Source organism: Streptomyces sp. NPDC004266 (assembly GCF_042874095.1).
Lineage (GTDB): Bacteria > Actinomycetota > Actinomycetes > Streptomycetales > Streptomycetaceae > Streptomyces.
Genome location: NZ_JBIAMM010000006.1, coordinates 282,331 through 304,153, shown reverse-complemented (window position 1 = coordinate 304,153; position 21,823 = coordinate 282,331). Strand labels below are relative to the sequence as shown.

Here is a 21,823-nt window from a genome sequence, read left to right as displayed (position 1 = left end):
ACGAATCACTGGCGAGCCGGGAGCCGCCCGGTCCAGGCCGCCGCTCAGGGGAGTTGCGATGCGCGTATGCGATCCGTTCGACGTCGACCAGGACGTGCGCGCGACCGTCGGGGAGTTCCTCGGGCACCTGCTGGAGCGGCGGCTGGAGGAGGCCGAGGCCATTGATCCCGTCTTCGCGGCCGACATCGCCGACCGCGTGGCCCGCTTCTCGCTGACCGGCGGCGGACGGCTGCGCGCCGCGTTCCTGTGGTGGGCGATGCGGGGCTGCGGGGGCGGCGCCTCCGAGACGCCCAGGGCCCTGGGGGTCGCGGCGGCGCTGGAGCTGATCCAGACCTGCGCCCTCATCCACGACGACGTCATGGACGGCTCACCGCTGCGACGGGGACGTCCCACCGTGCACGTCGGCATAGACGACCAGTACGGGACCGCGGGACGGGCGTCGCCGTGCGGCACGTTCGGCGGGGCGGCCGCGGTGCTCGCGGGGGACCTGGCCCTCGCCTGGGCCGACGACGCGTTCGCGGAGGCCGTGCGCGGGGCACCGGCGGAGGGCCGGGCGGCGGACGTCTGGCGGGCGATGCGCACGGAGATGGTGGCCGGTCAGTACCTCGACATGCACGGCCAGGTCACGAACGCCACGTCGGCGGCCCGGGCGGTGCGTTCCGCCGTGCTCAAGACCGCCAGGTACACCGTGGCCCACCCCCTGGCGCTGGGCGCGGTGCTCGCGGACGCGCCCGAGGCGACCGTACGCCGTCTGCGCGCCGCCGGACGATCGGCGGGGCTGGCGTTCCAGCTCCACGACGACCTGCGAGGAGCCTTCGGGGATCCGGCGTCGACCGGGAAACCGGTCGGTGAGGACCTGCGGGACGGCAAGGCGACCTATCTGCTGGCCGTCGCACGGGACCTGTGCGCGCGCGACCGCGACCAGGCGGGACTGCGGCTCCTGGACGAGGTGGTGGGCTCGCCGCACGCCCGGGCGGAGGACGTGGAGCGCGTGCTGGAGCTCCTCGACGCCTGCGGCGCGCGTGAGCTGGTCTCCCGGCGTGTGCGGGAGCTGTGCGACCGAGGGATCGACGAGGTCCGGGACGCCGGCCTGTCACGGGACGCGGCGGACCGGATCGGCGGGCTGCTGCGCGCCGCCTGCGGCCCGGGCACCGTCGAGCGGCCGGTGCCGGTCGCGCCCGCAGCCGTACGCGACACCACCGGCCCCGTTCTGATCGGAGAAGCCCGTTGAAGACCCTGACCGGTCCTACGGATCATGTCGTCGTCGTGGGGGCGGGCCTCGCCGGACTGGCCGCCGCGCTGCACCTGGCGGGCGCGGGCAGGCGGGTGACCGTGGTGGAGCGGGACACGGTGCCGGGCGGCCGGGCGGGGCGGCTGCACCTCGGCGCCTACCGGGTCGACACCGGGCCGACCGTCCTCACCATGCCGGACGTCCTCGACGAGGCGTTCCGGGCCGTGGGCGACTCGCTGGCCGAACGCGTCGACCTCGTCCCCCTGCATCCCGCGTACCGCGCGCTCTTCGCCGACGGCAGCCGCCTCGACGTGCACACGGACGCCGAGGCCATGGAGGCCGAGGTCGCCGCCTTCGCGGGCGCCGGGGAGGCACTGGGATACCGCAGACTGCGCCGCTGGCTCCACGAGCTGTACGCCGTGCAGATGCGGCGCTTCATCGACGCCAACTTCGACTCCCCGCTGCGCCTGCTCCACCCGGACCTGGCACGGCTCGCCGCGCTCGGCGGATTCGGACGCCTCGACCGGGCCGTCGGACGGTTCCTCTCCGACGAGCGGTTGCGCCGGGTCTTCTCCTTCCAGGCCCTGTACGCCGGGGTCGCCCCGTCCCGCGCACTGGCCGCGTACGCCGTGATCGCCTACATGGACACGGTCGCCGGGGTCCACTTCCCCCGCGGCGGGATGCACACGGTCCCGGTGGCCATGGCGGAAGCGGCGGCCCGGGCGGGCGTGGAGTTCCGGTACGGCGAGCCGGTCACCCGGCTGGAGCGCGCCGGCCGGCGCGTGACCGCAGTGGTCACCGAGCACGACCGGATCGCCTGCGACGCGATCGTCCTCACGCCCGAACTGCCGGCCTCCTACCGGCTCCTGGGACGGTCCCCGCGGCGCCCCGTCCGGCTGCGGCACGCGCCGAGCGCGGTGGTGCTGCACATCGGCACGGACCGCACCTGGCCCCAACTGGAGCACCACACCCTGTCCTTCGGACGGTCCTGGGGCACCGTGTTCGGAGAACTGATCGACGAGGGACGGCTGATGAGCGACCCCTCGCTGCTCATCACCCGACCCACCGCCACCGACCCGTCGCTGGCACCGGCGGGACGGCACCTGCACTACGTCCTGGCGCCGTGTCCCAACACCGCCGTCGGCCCCGGGGCCGCCCACTGGGGCGAGCTCGGACCGCGCTACCGCGACGAGCTGGTGCGGGAACTGGAGCGCCGGGGGCTGGCCGGACTCGGAGCCTCCGTCCAGGAGGAGAGCCTGGTGACGCCCGCGGAGTGGACGGCCCTGGGGCACGCGGCCGGAACCCCGTTCTCCGTGTCCCACACCCTCGCCCAGACCGGCCCCTTCCGGCCGCGGAACCTCGTGGCCGGCACGGAGAACGCCGTCCTGGCCGGCTGCGGCACCACCCCGGGCGTCGGCGTGCCGACCGTGCTGATCTCCGGGAAGCTCGCCGCGGCCCGCGTGACGGGGAAGGGGCGGCCGGAATGACGGCACGGGAGCTCGACGCTGCGGGCATCACCGATCCGTCGCTGCGGGCGGCCTACACCGCCGGACGCCGGCTCAACGCCCGGCACGGCAAGACCTACTTCCTCGCCACGCGGCTGCTGCCGGTGGACCGGCGCGCCCCCGTCCACGCCCTCTACGGCTTCGCCCGGTACGCGGACGACATCGTCGACGACCTGGGGACCACGGCCTCCACGGCCGAACGGCGTCTCGCCCTCGACGCGTTGGAGCAGCAGTGGCTGCGTGCCGTACGGGGAGAGGAGACCGACGAACCCGTGGTGCGGGCGGCGGCCGACACACGGGCGCGGTACGGCATCCCCGCCCGCCACTTCACCGACTTCCTCGCGTCCATGCGCAGCGACCTGTGGGTCGAGGAGTACCCGACCTACGCCGACCTGAGGGCCTACATGCACGGGTCGGCCGCCGTCATCGGGCTGCAGATGACGGCGGTGCTCGGCACCGTGGTGCCCCGGGCGGAGGCGGAGCCGTACGCCGCCGCGCTCGGGGTGGCCTTCCAGCTGACGAACTTCCTCCGGGACGTGGGCGAGGACCTCGACCGGGGGCGGGTCTATCTGCCCCTCGACCTGCTGGCGGCGCACGGGGTGGACCGGGAGCTGCTGCTCTGGAGCAGGCGCACCGGGCTCAGGGACGCGCGGATCGACTCGGCGCTGCGCACGGCCGCGGCCCTGACCCGGGACGTCTACCGAACGGCCGAGCCGGGGATCGGACGGCTGGACCCCGTGTCGGCGCCGTGCGTGCGCACGGCCTTCGTGCTGTACCGCGACATCCTGGCGGCGATCGAGGAGGACGGTTACGCGGTGGTGCACCGCAGGTCCGTCGTGGGACGGCGCCGGAGAGCGGCCGTGGCGCTGCGCGGTCTGGCCGGCGCCCTCGCCGCGCGCACCGCCGTCCGGCGCTCGGGCCGGACCGCCCACGCCGGGAACGGCGCCGGGGGGACGCACGGCGGGGCGGCCGTCGCGACGGCGGACGAGGAAGTGCTGACGGCGGGTCAGGGAAAGGACAGGACGTGAGCACGGAGAACGGGACGCACGGCGGGCGGGACGGGCGTACGCGGGGCGGGCGGGACGGGGGCAGGACCGGCGGGCGGGACGGGGGCAGGACCGACGGGCAGGACGGGGGCAGGACCGACGGGCAGGACGCGCGGAACCCCGGCGGACCGGTCGCCGGGAAGTCCGGCGGGCGGACCGGACGGCGGGGCGGCGGACCGGCCGAGCGGACCCCCACCGGGTCCGTCGGGCGCCCGGAGCGGAGGGCGGTACTGCCGCTGCGGCTGCGCCGGAACGGCGTCGCCTGGGAACGCCAGCGCCCCACCTGGCAGGACGCCCGACCCGCGCGCATCGCGGAGGTACTCGACCGGGCCCGGGCCCGCCCCACGGGGAACTGGTTCGTCGTCGGCGCCGCCTCGGACCTGACGGCCCGCGGGCCACTCGGCCGGACCGTCGCCGGCACCGAGACCGTGCTGTGGCGCGACGAGGACGGCGTGCCCCACGCCGGGCCCGGGGCCTGCCCGCACCTCGGCGCTCCGCTCAAGGACGGCACGGTGCGGTGCGGTCGGCTGATCTGCCACTGGCACGGCCTCGCCCTCGACGGCGCGCCGTTCGCCGGGTGGGCGCCGTGGCCGGTGCACGACGACGGGGTCCTGCTGTGGGTACGGCTCGACCGGGCCGGCGGCGAGCCGCCGACCGAGCGCCCCGCCGTGCCGGCCCGGCCGCGAGCGGGCGGGGCGGTCGCCGCGGTGTACACCGGCGTGGGCGGCTGCGAACCGGAGGACGTGGTCGCGAACCGTCTCGACCCCTGGCACGGCGCCTGGCTGCACCCGTACTCGTTCGTGGACCTGACCGTCCTGGACGCTCCCGGCGACGGCGACACCGACGACGTCCTGCTGGTGGACGTGTCGTTCAAGGTGGCCGGACGGGTCGTGGTCCCGGTGCGAGCGGCCTTCGAGGCGCCGGACGCGCGCACCGTCGTCATGCGCATCGTGGCCGGTGAGGGAGAGGGCTCGGTGGTGGAGACGCACGCGACCCCGCTCACCCCGCCCGGCGCCCGGCGCCCGAGGACCGCCGTGGTGGAGGCCGTCGTCGCCGGCTCGGACCGGCGGGGGTTCGCGCTGGCCCGCGCGCTCGCCCCGCTGCTGCGGCCCGCCATGCGGGCCACCGCGGGTCGGTTGTGGCGGGACGACCTCGCGTACGCCGAACGCCGCTTCGCCCTGCGCAGGGACGGCCGTTTCCCCGGCTGAGCGGCTCGGAGGACCGGTCGGCCGGGCCGGGGGCCCGGGACCGGTCGTGCCCGGCGCCGGCCTGCCGGCGCTCGTCCGTCAGCCCTCGGAGAAGTGGCGGGCCAGGAGCCGCAGGAGTCCGGACCGGCCCCGGTCGGGAACGGTCCACAGCGTCTGCCCGCGCAGACCCCAGCGCCGTAGATGGGCGTTGGCCGCCAGGAAGCCGGTGGTGGCGGCCCGTTCCATGAGGGCGACCGGGAGGTCGGTGCGGACCAGGTCGCCGGCGACGGTGACGGTCGGGTCGGGGGTGTCGACGGTGGGCCGGTCCGCGCCGCCGCCGACCGCGAAGAGCGGGCAGTCCTGCCGCCACTCGTCCCGCCGGTCGACGACGCGCGCGGCGGACGCCTCCGGATAGACGCGGTGCAGCTGCTCGGACAGGGTGCGGGAGAGCGTCTCCGGGGGAGTGGCCGGATCGGCGGCGTAGGCGTGGAGTTCGAGTACGGCTCCGCCCGTCTTCGCCGCCCAGCGCGCGGCCTCGCCCTCCCACGCGTCGAGCACGCTGATGTTGTCCAGGGGCCCGTAGCCGCTGGTGCCGAGGAAGCCGGGGCGGTGGGCGGCGACGGGACGGTCGAGCCAGATCCGGGACACGAGGAAGGGCGGCGCGGTGCGGAGCCGGCCGACCCGGGCGCGCCACGCCTCGTCGCCCAGGCGGGGAGAGGCGGCCGTGAGGGTCCGCAGCCCCGCGGTGTCCAGGGCCAGGACGACCGCGTCGGCGTGTTCGGAGGCCCGCGCGGTGTCGATCAGATGGCCGCCCCGCGGGGCGGGACGAAGGCCGGTCACGGCGGTGCCCGTACGGATGTCGACGCCATGGCCCTCGAGGTAGCGGCCGAGGGGGTCCCACAGCGCCTGCGGGTAGGGCTCGTCCGGCACGTCGAAGAGGAGCCCCTCCGACGAGCCGAGGAAGTAGATGTGGAACATCAGGGCGAGTTCGGCGGCGGACAGTTCGGCCGGATCGGCGAAGAAGCTCCGGGAGAAGACCTCGAAGGCGAGGTGGCGCGCCGCCGCGGGGAAGCGGATGCGGTCGAGCAGTTCGAGGGCGCTGACGTCGTCGTAGCGGCGGTGGATCTCGGGCGCCCGCACGTCGAGCAGGGGGAGCGCGGCCCGGGGGTTCATCCGCGCCAGGTCCCGCACGCCGAAGCTCGGGCTGAGCGCCGTGAAGCCCACGGCGCTCCACGGCGGCGTCCTCGGCACCCGGGCGAAGCTGTCGTGCAGCCCGGAGCGGTGCCGCAACGGATAGTCGGGCAGCGGGCGGAGCCTGTCGAGTCCGGGGTCGACCCGCCGCAGGAGGCCGCGCAGGTTGTAGTACTGGCGGAAGAACGCGTGGAAACCGCGGCTCATGGTGACGGCGGAGCCGTCCGCGAGCTCGGTGGGCCAGCCCGCCAGCCGGCCGCCGAGGGCCGTCTCCCGCTCGTACAGGGTGACGCGGACGCCCCGCTCGGCCAGTGCCGTCGCGGCGGCGATGCCCGCGATGCCGCCGCCGACGACCGCGCACCGGGGCCGAGGGCCTTCGGCGGAGGGCCGCCCCGGGGGCGCGGGGAGGACGACGGCCTTGCGATCGCGGCCGCGACGGGCGGCCGGTGCGCGGTCGTGGGCGCTCATGGGAGTTCTCCTCGGAGTTCACGGTCGGGTGCGGCGGGCGAGCAGGGGCAGCTCGGCGGCGGTGCGGAGCATGGTGGACACGGGGGTGCGCAGGCCGATGGCGAACTCCTCGACGGGCCGGGTGGTGCCGTCGAGGAAGCGCAGCAGGCGGGCGGCGGGCACGTGGTCGAAGAGCCGGGTGAAGAAGGCGGGCCCGTCGATGCGGCCGGTGTCGAGCCCCCGCAGCAGGACGGCGTCCATGGCGAGGATCCTCGCGGGATGGGCGGGCGGCGGCACGGGCGTGCGGCCCCTGTGCACGGCGTCCGCCACCGCGCGGGACTGCCGTTGGATCGCGGCGAAGGCGTACCCCGTCGAGGGGCGCACGGCCCCGCCGGCCGCGCCGATGCGGAAGACGTGCCGGCCCGGCCGGCGGTCGTACCTGCCGTCCGTCATGGGGATGGCCCCCTGCTCCGTGGCCGTCACCCGGTACGGTCCCAGGCCGAGCACGCGCTCCGTGTAGTGGCGCAGCGCCTCGTCGTACGACGGCCGGGGAAGGGGCGCCCGGCCGAACTCGGTGTACTCCACGAGCGCTTCGTGCCGACCGAGGGGCAGGACGTACCCGAAGGAGAGCCCGTGCTCGGGTTGGGGCGTGCGGAAGTCCATCAGCTCGACGGTCTCTGGGGTGAACGCGGGGCGCTCGCAGCGGACGAACCAGCCCCGGAAGTGCTGGAGCAGCGCCACCCGCGCGGGCGGCGGTACGGAGGGGGGACGGGAGTCGTAGACCCAGCGGGCGCGCAGGGTGCGCACGGCGCCGTCGGAGGTGCGGCATACCACCTCGGCGCCGTACGGCCCGTCGGCGACGCGCTCGACGACGGCCTCGATCCTGCGCACTCCGGCCAGGCGCGCCCGCAGCCCCCGCTCGAAGGCGGAGGAGCGCAGCATCTTGTAGCGCAGCCCGCCGAGGTCGCGGGCGGGACCGCCGCCGTCGGGGGCGCGGACCCGGAGCCGTCGCCAACTCGCCGTGAGCAGCGGATCGTAGTCGCCCGCTCCGGCCTCCCAGAAGCACCAGGTGCGTTCGGGAGGCCGCAGGCCGGCGGGCGCCTCGACGAGGACCACCTCCGGGGCCCGGACTCCGGGCGGCGGGTCGAGCAGCCGCCAGGCCAGCGAGAGACCGGCGGCTCCCGCGCCGACGACGACGATGTCGCTGCTGTGCGTCATGGTCAGCGGCCCGCTCCGTTCTCGACGTCGGCCGGCCGGCCGCCCGGCCCCGCCCCGGTACACCCGCCACAGGCGAAGGACCGTCCGCACCAGGCTTCCCCCGCGGGGCTCCCCACGGATGCAGCCGCGCCGTGGCGGCGCGCCGAATTCGCCGTCGCGAGCCGTCGCGAGCCGTCCCGGCCGCGTGACGGCGCATCGCGGGGAGCACCGGGCACGCCTCGGCCCGGTGCCACCGTCGACGCCGGAACACGGCGCGCGACTCGGTCACCGCCCCGGGCGGTCGCGTGCCGGACCGTCCTCCGCGGGGGCCGTGGACGGGGGCCGCGACCGGTCCCCGGAGGTCCGGCGCGGAGCGCTCACGCGTGCTCCCCGGCGGATCGCGCCGGTGCGCGGGAGGGATCGGTTCCGTCCGGCGGCTCCCGCATCGCCCGCAGGAGCCGCCGGGCCGCCCAGTCGGGCCCCCGCCCGGACAGGGCCGCCGTCCAGCGGCCCAGGCCCCGGGGCCTCTCCCGCAGAAGGTGCCGCACCGCGGCGCCCGCCCCGGCCCCGGTCAGGCGCGCCGGGTCGAGACAGACGCCCACCCGGGCCCGCTCGGCGTCGTGGGCGATGGAGAACTGGTCGCTGGAGAAGGGCAGCACGAGGGCCGGGACGCCCGAGGCGACGCACTCGGTGAACGAGTTGTTGCCGCCGTGGTGCACCATCGCGTCCACGTGCCCGAGCAGCCGGCGTTGGGGGACGGTGCGCGCGATGTGCACCCTGGGCCCTGCCAGGTGTGCCAGGGACTCCACCCCGTCGCCCGCCGCGACCACGACCGCGGCGTCCGGCACCTCGGAGAGGATTCCGCGGACCACGACCTCCAGGACGTCGTCCCGGGCCGACAGGAACGTGCCGAGAGCCACCAGGACGACGTGCCGGGCCCGCGCCCGCAGCGCGCCGAGGGTCTTCTCCCAGCCGTCCTCCCCGCCGCCGTCCGCACCGTGCGGCTCCCGGACGACGCAGTGTCCGCCGTACACGTACCGGGGCCCCGGCCCCTTCCGCTCCGGCAGCCAGGGAAACGGCGGGTAGTTGAACACGACCGCCCGCCGGGAGGCGAGGGCGAAGGCCCGGCCCGGCATTTCGCGCTCCGGAGCGTGACGCCGCGCCACCCGCGCGAACTCGCGGGTGAACGCCCTCTCGGTGGCCCGGGCGGCCCTCCGGAGCTCCGCCAGCTCGTCGTCCTCGGGGCGGGCCGCCGAGGGCCACGCGTACGGGACGCCGAAAAGCGCCTCCGGACCGTGCGGAAGATACGTCGGGTGGCCGGGGCAGAAGGTCGCGAACGGAAGCCCCAGGCAGTGCAGGGCCAGCGTCACCGGATAGCTGAGCTGGTCGACCACGTACCAGTCCGGGGCGAGACGCTCGTGCAGCGCCCGCATCCCGGCCAGCACGAGATCAGGATCGGACAGCATGTCCTCGCGGCGGTGCCGCGACTGGGTGAGGAGCGCGGCGACGGCTCCTTCGCGGGTCGAGGCGAGGAACTCCTCGAGCCGTGCCGCCTCCCGGTCGCCCTGCGCGGTGCTCCGGGCGACGCCCGTGTTGGCGTTCCGCGTCACGGTGAGCGGGACGAAGCGCGCCCCCGCCGCCCGGGCCAGGGGAGCGAAGGGCGGGCCGCAGGCCAGATACGCCTCCGCGCCCGCCCGCGCCAGCGAGCCCGCGAGGACCGACATCGGCTGCGCGTGGGAGTGGAACGGGGGACTGACCACCACGACGCGTGCCATGCCTGCCTCCTGTCGGACGGGGACCGCACCGAGCCCCTCACACCGCCTGGATTCCCCCGCGGGACGTCGGACGGATGCGGGACGCACGGCGAAGGAGCGGGGTCCCGCGGACCGGTCGCGTCCGGTCCGCGCGCCCCGAAGGGGACGGTGCGCGACCCCGTGCCGCATCCACGGGTCGCGGCACGGGCGAAACACAGCAGGCCGCGCCCTTCGTCACCAGGAGTCCCCATGAACCGTCCAGGCCCGGACGTCCCGACCCCGGCGGAACGCCGTCCGAGCGCGCCGGGCCGCCCCGAGAGGCGGGATCCCTTCGTGGCGGCCCGGCAGCGCTATTGGCACGCGGTCCGCGCGGGCCGCCACGCGCCACCGGTCCGGCGGAGCCCGGCGACCGGTGGCCTGCTGACCGAGCTGGTCGAGGCGGAGTACGCGCTGTTCGACCCGCCGCCCCGCCCCGGGTCGGCCTCCGTCCACGACGTCGCCCTCGCCCGGCTGCGCAGCGGGATACGGACGGGAGACGTCCCCTCGCCCGAGACGTGCGTCCGGGCGATCGCCGGAGGCGCCCACGCGAGGAGCGCCGTGGCGGCGGTCTGGCCGGACAGCCTGCGGCGGCACGGGGTCCACCGGGCGACCGCCGCCCTCCGCGGCGGCCTGTCGCGCGGCCGCGACCCGGAGACGACGTCGTTCCTGCTCGATCTGGCCGCCGTCGGACGCCTTCTGCCCCTGCCGGGGGAGGACCTCGCACGCTTCGCCCGCAGCCCGCACCGGCGGGTCCGGCACGCCGCGTGGCGTCTGCTCGTCTCCTCCGGGCACGAGCTGCCCGAGCCGACGTCCGCCGCGGGGGAGCACGACGCCTACGAGCGGTTGCTCCTGGACGCCCTGCGCCACCCGGGTGCGGCCGGGCCCGGAACGACGGGCGGGCGGCCCGGCGTCCTCGTCGCCCAGGCCATGCTGATGGGCAGCCTGGACCGGCCGGGAGAGGGGCTGAGCGGCGGGCTGGGCGTCCTCCTCGGCGCGCTCGGCGACTCCCTCGCCCGCACCGACGGCATCGCGGGAGTCGTCACCGCGGTCACCGCGTGCCGACCGGAACTCGAAGCCGACCCGGTGCTGCTGCGCCGGCGGTCGCGCGGCCACTGGATCCTGAGGCTGCCGGTCGACAGCGACCGCCCGCCGGGTCCCGAGGACATGGGGGGCCACCGCGAGGAGACGGCGTGGTGGGCGGCCCGGCTTCTCGGCTCCCTGCGGCCCCGGATCGACGTCCTGCACGTCCGCTACTCCGACGACGGCTCCCTCGCCCTCGCCGAAGCCGCCCGGAGGATCGGCGCCCGCCTGGTCTTCACCGCCACTCCCGACCCGCACCGGCAGATGACCGAGCGCCACGGCGCGCCGGGCGCGGATCCCGTCGCCGTCCGGCACGATCTGCACCGGGTGTTCCTGGGGGACTGCCTGGTCGCACGGGCCGACCGCGTGGTCGGCATCGCGGGACGCGACGGCGGAGCGGCCGAGCTGCTGTCCCACTTTCCCCAGCTGGCCGGGGGCCGGGGAACCGCCGGCATCGGCGCGCCGCCCGAGGGCATTGCGCCGTACCGGCCCGGGCCCGGCGCCGATGCCCGCTGCCGGCGGCTGGTCGAGCCGATCGCGGCCGCCCTGGAGGACGCCCGCGTGCCGGCGCCGACCGTGCTGTTGAGCGTCGGACGGCTGCATCCCGTGAAGCAGCAGGACGTCCTGGTCCGTGCCTGGATCGAGTCCGGCTGCCACGAGGAATCGCTCCTCGTCCTCGTGGGCGGGAGCCCGGGGACGCCGGGGCCGGCGGAGGACCGCGTGCGCACCGGCGTCGAGGAGGCCCTCGCCTCCTGCCCCGACGCCAGGAACCGGATCCTCATGCTGCCCGCCCTGTCCAACTCCGATGTGCGGCTGCTCGAACGGACCCTCGCCGATCCGTCGAGCGGAATCCGGGCACGGTACGTCTGCCCGAGCGCCAAGGAGGAATTCGGGCTGGCGGTCCTGGAGGCCATGGACGCCGGAATGCTCGTCGCGGGTCCCCTGCGCGGCGGAGTTCCGCACTACCTCGTCGACGGACACAACGGCCTGCTGATCGACACCTCTTCCGTGCGGTCGCTCGGCGCCGGTCTGACACGTCTGGTGAGGACGGACGATCGACGCGCCGCGGAACTCGCCCGCAGGGCGAGGCTGCTGGTCGGGAGTTCCTATTCGGTGGGGGCCATGGCCCGCGCGCTCGGCGACCACTACCGCGACACGGCCGACCGGAGGGAGGACGCGCGCGAGGGTGCTCCACCGGTCCCGGCGTCCCTCTCCGGGAGGGCGGCGCCGCCCCGGGCGGCCCCGAGGGGCCCGCGGTCCTCACGGGGCACGTCGACCCGCGCACGGGAGACCCCGGAGCCTCCGCCGCGCTCGTCGGCGTCCGGCCCGGGGACCGGAGGGTGGTCCACGGGACCGGTGCGCCGTCCGTCCTCCACCGCGTGGTGAGCGGTGCCCGGGTGGACGGGGAACGCCTTCCCCGTCCGCCCTCGCCGGGAGGGGCAGACCGGTGCTGACGCTCGTCACCTGCGCGCCGCCGTACGGCCCCGACGCCGGCGGCCACCCGAAGAACCTCGTCGTCACGGCGGTCCCCCTGTAGTCCGCCGACAGGAAGGCCGAAGGCTCCCAGGAGGCGGACATGGCCGAACACCTCGGCGCCGACGAACTCATCGACCTCGTGCTCGCGCCGGACGGCCCGCTTCTCCCGCGGGCACGAGAACACCTCGACCGGTGCCCGCGCTGCCGTCGTGAACTCGACGAGCTGCGCGGGGTGGTGCGCGCGGCACGGGCGGTGGCGACCGAGGACGTCCTGGCGCCCCCGCCCGATCGGGTGTGGCAGGCCATCGCCGCCGAACTGGACCTCGGCGCGGCGCACCGCCGCGGACCGTCGAACCCGCACCCGGCCGACCCGCGGAAGAAGCGCCGGGACGAGGAGCCGACACCGGTGGACACCGCACGCGACCGGCCGCCCGGCACCGGTCTCCCGCCCCGGCGCCGAAGGACGTGGCTGTCCCGCCGGGCCCTCCTGCCGGCCGCCGTGTGCCTGGCCGTGGGGGCCGCGGCCGGAAGCGCCACGACCCGGTGGCAGCTCGACGACGACCGGCCGGGAGTCGCCGCCGCGCCGCTCAGCCGGCTCACCTCCCCGGGAACGCCGGCCGTCACCGGTACGGCGCAGGTGGTCGGGGGTCCCGACACCGGGCGCGAGGTGCGGGTGTCCGTCAGCGGACTGCCCGTGACCGACGGGTACTTCGAGGTGTGGCTCATGGACCGGAGCCACAAGAAGCTCATCGCCATCGGGACACTGGGACCCGACGGCGGCGCGACCCTGCCCCTCCCCGAGGGCGTCGACCTGTCCGGCTACCCGGTGATCGACGTCTCGGCACAGCGGTACGACGGAAACCCGGCCCATTCCGGCGCGAGCGTCGCCCGGGGCGACCTCGACGGATAGTCAGGCCCGCCGGACCGGGCGGGCCCCGGGCGTCCGTCGCTTCGCCGGACGGTGCCGCTCACCTCTCGCCGGGGCGGGCGGCCTCCCCGTACACGCCGGAGATCACGTCGAGCGCCTCCCGCAGGCCTCCGGGCCTCAGCAGGCCGCCGCCGGGTACGGGCCCCGCCCAGCCGGGGCCCGCCAGCAGGACGAGGGGGGTCGTCCGGGCGCCTCGGGTCCCGAACGCGGTGCCGGCCACGTGCAGTGCCAACGCCTGGCTCGCCGTCGAGCGCGCCTGCGACCACAGCACGACCACCGCGGGGCCCGACCGGCGTACCGCCGCGTCCAGGGCTTCGGCGGGAACCGCGCCCCCGAACATCCTGAGGGGCAGCCCCCGTTCGGCCAGTCCGGCGGCGAGCGCCTCCAGCGGCAGGGTGTGGGACTCCGAGGGCATGCACGCCAGCAGTACGGGGGGCTGCTTCGCCGCTGAGGGCGCGGTGACCGTCGCGCGCCGCAGGGCGGTCGACACCTGCCACGACAGCAGGTGTTCCACCTCCACGTAACGGTCGGCCGACGACTCCCACTTGCGTCCGACGGCGTGCAGGGTGGGGACCATCACCTCCTCCCACGCCGTGACGAGGCCGTGGTCCCGGATGACCTGGTCCAGCAGCGTCTCCATCGACGGCGCGTCGAGCCGGACCGCCGCCCGGGCCAGACCGCGGCACTCCTGACGCACGTCACCGAGCGGCAGCCCGTTGCCCGAGCCGGGCTGGCGTCCGTCCGTACGGGGCCCGTCCCAGGGCTCCGCGGCGGAAGGCGGGGCTCCGTCGCCCGCCGCGGAGGGGCTGCTCCCGAGGACCGCGCGCGCGGCCTCGCCGGGAGGCACGCCGGTCGCCGTCAGGCGGCACATCTCCTCGAGCAGGGCGATGTCCTGCGGCATCCACCGCCGGTGCCGCCCGCTCCTCCGAACGGCGGGGCCGATTCCGTAGCGCTGCTCCCAGGAGCGCACCGTGGTCGGAGAGACCCCGAGGCGACGGGCGACGGCGCCGGTGGTGATGCCATGGGCAGCTTCGACTTCGGCCATGTCGTCCACCATAGGACGCGACAACGACGCGAGAGGCTCTTCGATGCGCTCGGGGGGCAGGGGCGCGTGCGGCGCCGGGGCGTCCGTCACTTCGGCTCCTCGTGGGTCAGGACCGGCGTGACGAGATGCCGGTCGACCTCCGCGGCCGCGTCGAGCCCCGGGGGGAGCACGGGAGGTCTGCCGATCACCGCGCGGTCGGCGAAGCCCGTGTCGAGATGGGGCAGGCGCACGTCCATGACGGAGATCCCCCGGCCGCGCTGCTCCCGGCGCACCACTCCGAGCCAGGCCGCGAGCGCGGATTTCGCGGCCGTGTAGTCGGCCGTGCCCCGCATCGGCCTGTCGACGACGGCGCCGGTGACGACCGCGAGGGCGCTCGCCGCCCCGAGGACCCGGAGGGCTCCCCGCGCCACGGCCATGGGCGCGAGCGCGTTGACCGTCATCAGATGTTCGGCGGCCGTGTCGGGGACGTCCTCCGCCGGGCCGAAACCCGCGACGCCCACGGCGACGACCACGGCGTCGAGACCGCCAAGGGACCGTGCCGCCCAGGGCGCCAGGTCCGTACAGGCGTCGAGGTCGTAGGCGTCGAACGAGCGCGCCGGACAGCCTCCCAGCCGGCCGGAGCGCTCCTCCAGGCGGGTCCGGTCGCGGCCCGCCAGCGCGACGGACGCCCCGCGGTCGGCCAGCATCCCGGCCGCCAGGCCTCCGACGGCACCGGTCGCGCCCACGACGAGCACTCTGCCGCCACCCGTCGGGCCGTCCGTGCTGCCCGCCGTCGTGCCGTGCGTCATGACGTCCTCCCGTCCGAGAAATCCCGCACCGGCCTTTTCAGCGTTCCTGGAGGATGCGGCGGAGCGCCAGGAGGCCGCGGCGGATGTGGCTCTTGACCGTGCCCAGGGGAAGACCGGTCCGTTCGGCGATCTGCGCGTGGGTGAGGTCGTCGTAGACGGCGAGCGCCAGGAGTCGCCGCTGCACCGGGGAGAGCTCGGCCAGCCCGTGCTGGACGAGGATCCGGTCCACGGCGTTCTGGCTCTCGTCGGCGTGGTGCTGCTCGATGTCGTCGTGCTGCGTCCGGGCGACCGACTGCTCGATGCGGGAGCGGCGGGCCCGGGCGGAGATCGCGTCGAAGACGACGTGCCGGGTGATGCCGACGATCCAGCCGCCGAGGGCGCCGCGATCGGGCCGGTAACGTTCCCGGCTGCGCCAGGCGGACAGGAACACCTGCTGGGTGACGTCCTCGGCGTCCTGTGCGTTGCCCAGTGATCGCCGAGCCAGCGCGTGGACCGTCGGAGCCCAGCGGTGGTAGGTCTCCCGCAGCGCGTCCTCGTCGCCGTCGCGGAACCTGGCGGCCAGCGCCGCGTCGTCCTGCTCGGTGCCCGTCACCTCGGGGGACGACGGCCAGGCGGGCGCCTGCGGGGTGGCGAGCCGGTCGGGTGCGGTGGAAGGGGCCTGCAGAACAGCGTTCATGGCGTACTCCTCAGTGGCTGGTGCGCCGCCCTCCCGACAATGGAAGAAACGACGCGGGGGGGCAACACGCATCGTTTCTGCATTGGCTTGTCCGATGTCCGTGCGCAGGGCCCCCGTCGTCCCGGGCGACGGGGTACGAAGCCGGGGCAGGGGTACACGAGGACAGGAAGCGCCTCCACGAACGCGAACGCGCAGGCGCGCCCCGCCACCCGGGTCGGACGGAAGGCCCGGCGGGGCGACGCGGCAGGAAGGACCTCCCCATGAGGCTCACCAGCGGCGGCCCCGCCCACCGGCCGGCGGACGCACCGGCACGGCGCTACGCGGCGGCCGCGATCGCGGTGGCCGCGGCGGCGGCGGCCGGTGCCGCCGCCGTCGATCCGGACACCCCCTGGTACCGCTCATTGCGCAAGCCCGCGTGGCAGCCGCCCGCGTGGGTCTTCGGTGCCGTGTGGACCCCGCTGTACGCGTCCGTGGCCTTCGCGGGCGGCCATGCCGCAGGCCGCGCCCACGGCCGTGAGCGACGCCGGCTCGCCGTGAGCCTGGCCGTCGACCTGACGCTCAACGCCGCCTGGAACTGGTTGTTCTTCCGTCTGCGCAGCCCCCGGGCGGGCCTGGTCGGCACCGTGCTGCTCGACCTGGGCAACGCCGAGCTCATCCGCCGCACCGCCCGCACCGACCCGGTCGCCGCACGCGCCCTGTGGCCCTACGCGGCCTGGTGCGCCTTCGCCACCGTGCTGAACGCCTCCCTCGTCCGCCTCGATCGATGAGCCGTGGCGGCGGAGGCGCGTGTCCTCCGCGTGCATCCGCACGGGCACCGGCGGCGGAAGGGGACGTCGAGCGTGCTGTGACCCCCCGAGCAGCAGACGCTCGCCCCGCCCGGACACCCGAGGGCTCCCGCCCGAAGGGTCCGGGCGGGAGCCTGGTCACGGGGCGGGACCTCCGGGTCGGCAGCGGCTCGCACGGGTGACCGACGTCCCCGGAACGGGGGCGCTCCCGTGTCGCGCCCGGGGGAATCGAGGCCACCGCTCGTCGCCCGCTCCGCTGAGGGGAGGGCGACGAGCCGCGGGGACACCCACCGCCGGCCCGATGCCCCGCGGCGACCGAACCGACACGGGCGCGGACGGCGCGCCCCGCCCCGGGGGCGGGTGCGGCGCCTACTCCCGCGGGGGGACCGGGGAGGTCTCCGTGCCGGCCCTCAGCTGATACGGGCGGAGCCGACGCGTTCCGTCGGTACGCGGCACTTCGGCCGGCCGACGGTACTCCGACATCCTGCCCGGCAGCCTGTCCGTGGAGGGCCGCAGCGGATGGGACGAGGGGGACGGGGGCCCGCTCTCGCCGTCCCGGACCTTGGATCCGAGCACGAAGGCACCGATGAGCACGGCGACCACGACCACGCCGATCAGGATCTGCATGACTGCCTCCTCGTAGGGGGTGGCTCTGCCCGGCTGATTCCGCTTCTCCCGCCCCCCGTGGATGCGCCTGCCGGAAAAGGGACCCGTTCGGGCGCACCGTGCATCCGGGCGGTCGGAACCCGGCCAATCAGTGTCGAACCGCACCCTCCGATTCGACGAGGTGATCCCCGTGACCCCCACCGAGCAGCACACACCCGGCGCGTACACGCCGAAGGCCGGAACCTTCGTCTGCGACTGCTCCAGCGCCCACCTCTGGCGCATCGACATCGCCGGCCATCTGTTTCCCGCCTTCCCGCCCGGCTGTTCCGGTCGTTCGTGGCGGGAGCGGGACGCGACCGCCCCGGAGCCCGCGGGCACCGAGTCCGATCCGCTCCCCTGAGTCGCGCCGGGCCCGCCGTGCGGATCCGGTTCGGCGCAGAGCCGAGCCGGACCGCTCACCCTCCGCCCTCGCCCGTGCGGGCCGTCCATCCCGGCAGCGACGAGCCGTCCACGAGCCTGCCGGTGAGACGCACCCGTCCCGCGGCTCCCGCGCGCGCGGCGAGCACGGGCCCCCGCGCGGCGGCGTCCACGGCGCCGGCGGCGGTCACGCCCACGACCCGCCGGCTGCCCGCGGCCAGGAGGTGGCGCGCCCCGCTCGGTGCGGACCAGACCGTTCCGGCGAGGACGTCCTGACCGAACCGTCCGCAGGCGCCGGTGTTCCGCACCGTGGTGACGGGGACCGAGCGGCCGGCCGCCTCCAGGGTGACGTCCGCCCGGCCGCGGCCCTCCCAGGTGTCGGCGCGCGCACACACCCACAGCGCTCGTCCCGCACCCTCCGGAAGCCGCTGGGCCGCGAACTCCCAGCGGTTGACCGAGCGGACACCGCCGTCCCGCAGCGCCGCGAGGGAACACGCCGAGCGCGCCCACGCCGCGAGGCCGAGGGGACCCGTGGCCTCCCGCGGGCGACGCGCGGGGTCTCCGGGCGTCGGCAGGGGAGTCCAGGTCAGATGAGCCGGGACGAGCCCGCCCAGATCGGCGACGAGGAACGCGTGGTCCTCCACGATCCTCGTGGAGGACCGCAGCCGGAGGGCCGGCACCTCGCCGCAGGAGCCGGCCGTGGTGCCGGGGCCGGCTCCACCCGCCGGCCCGGAGCCGGCCACCGGCCCGGTGACCCCGTCCGCGGTCACGGGAAGGGGCCGCGCGGCCGCACCGGGAGCGCGCAGATCACGCACCCCCGCCTCGGCGATCCAGGGCGCGAGGAGATAGCGGGTCAGATGGTCCTCACGGGTGAGGACGACGGCCGCCGCCGTCGTCACGTCGCTGTCGTCGGCGCGGGTCTCCACCAGAGAGGGGCGCCCCCGCCCGGTGCCCGGTTCGGTGTAGCGGACCAGGGTCAGGCCCGTGTGCAGCAGGACGACGGACGCGCCGTCCACGGTGCCGGCGAACAGCAGCGACGGCCGCCGGGCCCCGGATCCCGGCCCGAGGGGCGCGCCCCGCGTCCATGCGGTGACCGCGCGCCGCAGCAGGGGCCGGTCGGAGGACCGGTCGCCGCGGGCGGGCCAGGCCGTGAAGTCGACGCGTGAGGTGTCCGCCCACCGCTCGGCGGGGACGCGCACCGGCGTCGTCCCGCCGGGGGCCGCGGACATCGGGGGGCGCGGGGTCTCGTGCTCCCGGACCAGCGCGCCCCCGATCGTTCCGGTGAGGAGCGCCAGGACGCCGCAGAGGGCGGCGACCCGGGTGCGCCGACGACGGCGCAGCAGATCGGTGGGCCGCAGATGGACCGTGCAGGGGTCGAACTCCGGCCGCCGCAGCAGCTCGGCCACATCGAAAGCGGCGGCCGCGCGCAGCCGTTCCGCCTCAGCCACGGCCCGCTCCGGATCGGCCGCACGGGCCTCGCGCAGCAGGGCGAGGACGGGCTCCCGGGCCAGGCCCTCCCATGCCGTGAGGGCCAGCGCCGCGCGCGTCGCGGGCGCCGCCGCCGAGAGTGCGCGGTCCAGTGCCAGCTCGTCCGTCCCCCCGGCCGGGGGGAAGATCCGCAGTCCGAGAGCCTTCGGCAGGGCCGCTCCCCACGACACGCGGAGCGGCGGCCGCAGGGCGGCGCGCACGACGCCGGCGCGCAGCCGGTCGTGAGCGGACCGCCCGGGCGTCTCCCCGGATCGTGGTGCGGGGAACCGGAGCACGCCGCCGCCGGAGCCGGGATCCGTTCCGGCACCGCGCCCGGGGAACCGCGGACGCCCCGCGCCGCCTCCGGCGGTGAGGCTGCGCTGTACGACGGCGTGGGCGGCGAGGACCCTGCCGTGACGGCCGAGGTCCGGCGGCAGGATCAGGTGTGCCAGCCGTACCAGGGCGGGGTACTGCTCGACGAGGACCGCCTCCGCGACCGTGCGGGAGGAGGCACGCCGGGCGGGTATGGGGGCCGTGAGGTCGGATGAGCCGTTCGTCTGAAGGGACCGCATACAGGGGGAACGACCCCGCGAGGGTGGTGTCACCTCGCATCTTTGACCGGGCCCCGTCCGGGCCCCGTCCGGGCCCCGTCCGGGCCCCGTCCGGCCCGGACGCGTGACCCGACGCGCGTACGTCCGGTCGCGGGGGAGCGACGGGACCGGTCGACCGCGTGGTGCGGCGTGCTGACGGTCCGTCCGTCCGGAACGCGCGGGCCCGGAAGCAGCTCCGCCGCGGTCCGCTGCCCGGGGCGACCACGACCCTGTCGGACCGCACCCCGTACCCGTCGGCGCTCTGCATCGGCGTGGGTCAGGGCCTCGCGCTGGTTCTGGAGCGCTGACGGCCCGCGGAAAGCCGTGGCGGGCCCGCGAAGAGCGGTGGCGGGTCGGTCAGGGGTTGTGACGGGTCCCGTGGCGGGGTTCGGACCGGCGGGAGGGGTGCGGGAGGGTCTCCCGTACCCCTCCCGTGGTGGGTCACTTCTGCTGCTGGGCGTCCGCGATGGACTTGCGGACCTCGTCCATGTCCAGCTGTCGGGCCTGTCCGATGACGTCTTCGAGTGCGGTCTCCGGCAGGGCGCCGGGCTGTGCGAAGACGGCCACGTTGTCGCGGACGATCATCAGGGTCGGGATCGAGCGGATCTCGAACGCCGCCGCCAGTTCCTGCTGGGCCTCGGTGTCGACCTTGGCGAAGACGAGGTCCTGGTGCCGCTCGGAGGCCGCTTCGAAGACGGGGGCGAACTGACGGCAGGGGCCGCACCACGAAGCCCAGAAATCGATGAGCACGAACTCGTTCCCGCTCACGATCTCGTCGAAGTTGTCCTTGGTGAGCTCTACGGTGCTCATGCTGCCTGCCTTTCGGGTCTCCTGGCGTGTCCTCACGGTCCCCCGGGGACTCGCCCGGCACAACGGCGTATCGAGCCGCGCTATTCCGTGCCTCCGGCACCAGACTGGGACCCATGACACGAACGGTGGAAGACGAGCACACCTACGACGTCGTCGTGATCGGCGCGGGCCCGGTCGGCGAGAACGTCGTCGACCGCGTGCGGGCCGGCGGCCTCACCGCGGCGATCGTCGAGAGCGAGCTGATCGGCGGCGAGTGCTCCTACTGGGCCTGCATGCCCAGCAAGGCGCTGCTCCGCCCCGCGATCGCCCGCTCCGACGCCCGCAAGGTCGCCGGGCTGCGCGAGTCGGTCTACGGCCCGCTGGACGCGATGGAGGTCCTCGCCCACCGGGACGAGGTCGTCGGGCACTGGAAGGACGAGGGGCAGCTCGACTGGCTGGACTCCGTGGGCGTCCGGGTGTTCCGGGGCCATGGACGGCTCCTCGGGCCGCGCCGGGTCGAGGTCGCGGGCCCCGAGGGCGAGCGGCACGTGCTCACCGCCCGGCACGCCGTCGCCGTCTGCACCGGCACCCGCGCCCTCCTGCCGGAGCTGCCGGGACTGCCCGGGGCGCATCCCTGGACCAGCCGGGAGGCGACCAGCTCCGACCGGGTGCCCGAGCGGCTCGTCGTGGTCGGCGGGGGAGTGGTGGGCGTGGAGATGGCCACCGCCTGGCAGGCCCTCGGGTCGAAGGTGACCCTGCTCGTACGGGGCGGGGGGCTGCTGCCGCGCATGGAGCCGTTCCTCGGCGAGCACGTGGCCGCCGCGCTCGGCACGCGCGGCGCGGACGTCCGGACGGGCGTGACGGTGAGCGCGGTGGTGCGCGACGGGGGCACCGGCCCGGTCACCGTGGTCCTGGAGGGCGGCGACCACGTCGAGGGCGACGAGGTCCTCTTCGCGACCGGCCGCAGGCCGCGCACCGAGGACATCGGCCTGGAGACGGTCGGTCTGACACCGGGCTCCTGGCTGGACGTCGACGACAGCCTCCGGGTCACCGGGAGCGACTGGCTCTACGCCGTCGGGGACGTCAACCACCGCGCGCTCATGACCCACCAGGGCAAGTACCAGGCCCGCATTGCGGGTGCCGCGATCGCCGCCCGCGCGCGGGGCGACGCCTCCCTGGACACCGGGCGGTGGGGCGCGCACGCGGCCACCGCCGACCACGCCGCCGTGCCGCAGGTCGTGTTCAGCGACCCGGAGGCGGCCTCCGTCGGGCTCACCCTCGCCGAGGCGGAGCGCGCCGGGTACCGGGTCCGGGCCGTGGACCTCGACATGCGGCAGGTCGCCGGGGCCGGACTCTACGCCCGGGGGTACCGGGGGCACGCCCGGATGGTCGTCGACCTGGACCGGGAGGTGGTCCTCGGCGCCGCCTTCGTGGGGCCCGGCATCGGGGAGCTCCTCCACTCGGCGACCGTCGCCGTCACGGGCGAGGTGCCGATCGCCCGGCTGTGGCACGCCGTCCCCGCCTATCCGACGCTGAGCGAGGCGTGGCTGCGCCTCCTGGAGGCCTACCGGGGCTGATG

19 protein-coding genes are annotated in these 21,823 nt (G+C 76.1%); 10 read left to right on the top strand and 9 right to left on the bottom strand.

The window, feature by feature from the left end; genetic code table 11:
* Window positions 1-58 precede the first annotated feature (58 nt).
* From ACFYUZ_RS17455 to ACFYUZ_RS17440, 4 genes are all read left to right on the top strand, one after another.
* On the top strand, window positions 59-1,231 hold the full coding sequence (locus tag ACFYUZ_RS17455) for a polyprenyl synthetase family protein (RefSeq protein WP_389310004.1): 1,173 nt from the start codon (window positions 59-61) through the stop codon (window positions 1,229-1,231).
* Entirely contained in the window at window positions 1,228-2,718 is a 1,491-nt protein-coding gene (crtI, locus tag ACFYUZ_RS17450; protein WP_389310001.1) for a phytoene desaturase family protein, read from the top strand. The genes ACFYUZ_RS17455 and crtI overlap by 4 nt, the downstream gene beginning before the upstream one ends.
* The gene (locus ACFYUZ_RS17445; protein ID WP_389309999.1) at window positions 2,715-3,764 is read left to right on the top strand and encodes a phytoene/squalene synthase family protein; all 1,050 of its coding nucleotides are present in this window, start codon (window positions 2,715-2,717) and stop codon (window positions 3,762-3,764) included. The genes crtI and ACFYUZ_RS17445 overlap by 4 nt, the downstream gene beginning before the upstream one ends.
* 248 nt (window positions 3,765-4,012) lie before the next feature.
* On the top strand, window positions 4,013-4,990 hold the full coding sequence (locus tag ACFYUZ_RS17440; RefSeq protein WP_389310298.1) for a DUF5914 domain-containing protein: 978 nt from the start codon (window positions 4,013-4,015) through the stop codon (window positions 4,988-4,990).
* Window positions 4,991-5,068: 78 nt separating this feature from the next.
* Here ACFYUZ_RS17440 and ACFYUZ_RS17435 read toward each other — a convergent pair whose 3' ends face one another.
* The 3 genes from ACFYUZ_RS17435 to ACFYUZ_RS17425 all read right to left on the bottom strand — a co-directional run bounded on the left by ACFYUZ_RS17435 (window position 5,069) and on the right by ACFYUZ_RS17425 (window position 9,579).
* Window positions 5,069-6,628, bottom strand: a complete 1,560-nt coding sequence (locus ACFYUZ_RS17435; RefSeq protein ID WP_389309997.1) for an FAD-dependent oxidoreductase — start codon at window positions 6,626-6,628, stop codon at window positions 5,069-5,071.
* A gap of 18 nt (window positions 6,629-6,646) precedes the next feature.
* Window positions 6,647-7,825: a lycopene cyclase family protein gene (locus tag ACFYUZ_RS17430; RefSeq protein WP_389309994.1), complete on the bottom strand. Its 1,179-nt coding sequence runs from the start codon at window positions 7,823-7,825 to the stop codon at window positions 6,647-6,649.
* Between the two features lie 356 nt (window positions 7,826-8,181).
* The gene (locus tag ACFYUZ_RS17425; protein WP_389309992.1) at window positions 8,182-9,579 is read right to left on the bottom strand and encodes a glycosyltransferase; all 1,398 of its coding nucleotides are present in this window, start codon (window positions 9,577-9,579) and stop codon (window positions 8,182-8,184) included.
* 228 nt (window positions 9,580-9,807) lie between these two features.
* On the opposite strand from ACFYUZ_RS17425, the gene ACFYUZ_RS17420 reads away from it, so the two are divergent.
* Together ACFYUZ_RS17420 and ACFYUZ_RS17415 are read left to right on the top strand one after the other, a co-directional pair.
* Complete coding sequence (locus ACFYUZ_RS17420; protein ID WP_389309989.1) at window positions 9,808-12,063, top strand: glycosyltransferase; 2,256 nt, start codon at window positions 9,808-9,810, stop codon at window positions 12,061-12,063.
* 190 nt (window positions 12,064-12,253) lie between these two features.
* Window positions 12,254-13,063, top strand: a complete 810-nt coding sequence (locus ACFYUZ_RS17415) for an anti-sigma factor domain-containing protein (protein WP_389309986.1) — start codon at window positions 12,254-12,256, stop codon at window positions 13,061-13,063.
* Window positions 13,064-13,121: 58 nt separating this feature from the next.
* Here the strand turns inward: ACFYUZ_RS17415 and ACFYUZ_RS17410 are convergent, their stop codons facing one another.
* The 3 genes from ACFYUZ_RS17410 to ACFYUZ_RS17400 form a co-directional block, all read right to left on the bottom strand.
* Window positions 13,122-14,126, bottom strand: a complete 1,005-nt coding sequence (locus ACFYUZ_RS17410) for a MerR family transcriptional regulator (protein WP_389309984.1) — start codon at window positions 14,124-14,126, stop codon at window positions 13,122-13,124.
* 86 nt (window positions 14,127-14,212) lie between these two features.
* Entirely contained in the window at window positions 14,213-14,914 is a 702-nt protein-coding gene (locus ACFYUZ_RS17405; protein WP_389309981.1) for an SDR family NAD(P)-dependent oxidoreductase, read from the bottom strand.
* Window positions 14,915-14,951: 37 nt separating this feature from the next.
* Window positions 14,952-15,590 (bottom strand): RNA polymerase sigma factor, encoded by a 639-nt coding sequence (locus tag ACFYUZ_RS17400; RefSeq protein WP_389309978.1) that lies wholly within the window; start codon window positions 15,588-15,590, stop codon window positions 14,952-14,954.
* A 260-nt stretch (window positions 15,591-15,850) separates the two neighbouring features.
* On the opposite strand from ACFYUZ_RS17400, the gene ACFYUZ_RS17395 reads away from it, so the two are divergent.
* Window positions 15,851-16,357, top strand: a complete 507-nt coding sequence (locus ACFYUZ_RS17395) for a TspO/MBR family protein (protein WP_389309977.1) — start codon at window positions 15,851-15,853, stop codon at window positions 16,355-16,357.
* 387 nt (window positions 16,358-16,744) lie between these two features.
* On the opposite strand, the gene ACFYUZ_RS17390 is transcribed toward ACFYUZ_RS17395, so the two are convergent.
* On the bottom strand, window positions 16,745-17,263 hold the full coding sequence (locus ACFYUZ_RS17390) for a DUF6479 family protein (RefSeq protein ID WP_389310296.1): 519 nt from the start codon (window positions 17,261-17,263) through the stop codon (window positions 16,745-16,747).
* Here ACFYUZ_RS17390 and ACFYUZ_RS17385 point away from each other — a divergent pair.
* Window positions 17,172-17,381, top strand: a complete 210-nt coding sequence (locus tag ACFYUZ_RS17385) for a hypothetical protein (protein WP_389310312.1) — start codon at window positions 17,172-17,174, stop codon at window positions 17,379-17,381. The two genes, ACFYUZ_RS17390 and ACFYUZ_RS17385, sit on opposite strands and share 92 nt — an antisense overlap.
* Before the next feature lie 55 nt (window positions 17,382-17,436).
* Here the strand turns inward: ACFYUZ_RS17385 and ACFYUZ_RS17380 are convergent, their stop codons facing one another.
* Window positions 17,437-19,437: a hypothetical protein gene (locus ACFYUZ_RS17380; protein WP_389309975.1), complete on the bottom strand. Its 2,001-nt coding sequence runs from the start codon at window positions 19,435-19,437 to the stop codon at window positions 17,437-17,439.
* Between the two features lie 158 nt (window positions 19,438-19,595).
* Between ACFYUZ_RS17380 and ACFYUZ_RS17375 the strand changes: the two genes are divergently transcribed.
* Window positions 19,596-19,763, top strand: coding sequence for a hypothetical protein (locus ACFYUZ_RS17375; protein ID WP_389309973.1), 168 nt, complete (start codon window positions 19,596-19,598; stop codon window positions 19,761-19,763).
* A gap of 133 nt (window positions 19,764-19,896) precedes the next feature.
* On the opposite strand, the gene trxA is transcribed toward ACFYUZ_RS17375, so the two are convergent.
* Window positions 19,897-20,265 (bottom strand): thioredoxin, encoded by a 369-nt coding sequence (gene trxA / locus ACFYUZ_RS17370; protein WP_389309970.1) that lies wholly within the window; start codon window positions 20,263-20,265, stop codon window positions 19,897-19,899.
* A gap of 113 nt (window positions 20,266-20,378) precedes the next feature.
* Between trxA and ACFYUZ_RS17365 the strand changes: the two genes are divergently transcribed.
* The gene (locus ACFYUZ_RS17365) at window positions 20,379-21,821 is read left to right on the top strand and encodes a dihydrolipoyl dehydrogenase family protein (protein WP_389309967.1); all 1,443 of its coding nucleotides are present in this window, start codon (window positions 20,379-20,381) and stop codon (window positions 21,819-21,821) included.
* The last annotated feature ends 2 nt before the right edge of the window (window positions 21,822-21,823 follow it).

Coding starts and splice junctions, on each gene's coding strand:
- ACFYUZ_RS17455 (WP_389310004.1), top strand. CDS start 59: ATGCGCGTATGCGATCCGTTCGACGTCGACCAGGACGTGCGCGCGACC.
- ACFYUZ_RS17445 (WP_389309999.1), top strand. CDS start 2,715: ATGACGGCACGGGAGCTCGACGCTGCGGGCATCACCGATCCGTCGCTG.
- ACFYUZ_RS17435 (WP_389309997.1), bottom strand. CDS start 6,628: ATGAGCGCCCACGACCGCGCACCGGCCGCCCGTCGCGGCCGCGATCGC.
- ACFYUZ_RS17430 (WP_389309994.1), bottom strand. CDS start 7,825: ATGACGCACAGCAGCGACATCGTCGTCGTCGGCGCGGGAGCCGCCGGT.
- ACFYUZ_RS17425 (WP_389309992.1), bottom strand. CDS start 9,579: ATGGCACGCGTCGTGGTGGTCAGTCCCCCGTTCCACTCCCACGCGCAG.
- ACFYUZ_RS17420 (WP_389309989.1), top strand. CDS start 9,808: ATGAACCGTCCAGGCCCGGACGTCCCGACCCCGGCGGAACGCCGTCCG.
- ACFYUZ_RS17415 (WP_389309986.1), top strand. CDS start 12,254: ATGGCCGAACACCTCGGCGCCGACGAACTCATCGACCTCGTGCTCGCG.
- ACFYUZ_RS17410 (WP_389309984.1), bottom strand. CDS start 14,126: ATGGCCGAAGTCGAAGCTGCCCATGGCATCACCACCGGCGCCGTCGCC.
- ACFYUZ_RS17405 (WP_389309981.1), bottom strand. CDS start 14,914: ATGACGCACGGCACGACGGCGGGCAGCACGGACGGCCCGACGGGTGGC.
- ACFYUZ_RS17400 (WP_389309978.1), bottom strand. CDS start 15,590: ATGAACGCTGTTCTGCAGGCCCCTTCCACCGCACCCGACCGGCTCGCC.
- ACFYUZ_RS17395 (WP_389309977.1), top strand. CDS start 15,851: ATGAGGCTCACCAGCGGCGGCCCCGCCCACCGGCCGGCGGACGCACCG.
- ACFYUZ_RS17390 (WP_389310296.1), bottom strand. CDS start 17,263: ATGCGCCAGAGGTGGGCGCTGGAGCAGTCGCAGACGAAGGTTCCGGCC.
- ACFYUZ_RS17380 (WP_389309975.1), bottom strand. CDS start 19,437: ATGCGGTCCCTTCAGACGAACGGCTCATCCGACCTCACGGCCCCCATA.
- trxA (WP_389309970.1), bottom strand. CDS start 20,265: ATGAGCACCGTAGAGCTCACCAAGGACAACTTCGACGAGATCGTGAGC.
- ACFYUZ_RS17365 (WP_389309967.1), top strand. CDS start 20,379: ATGACACGAACGGTGGAAGACGAGCACACCTACGACGTCGTCGTGATC.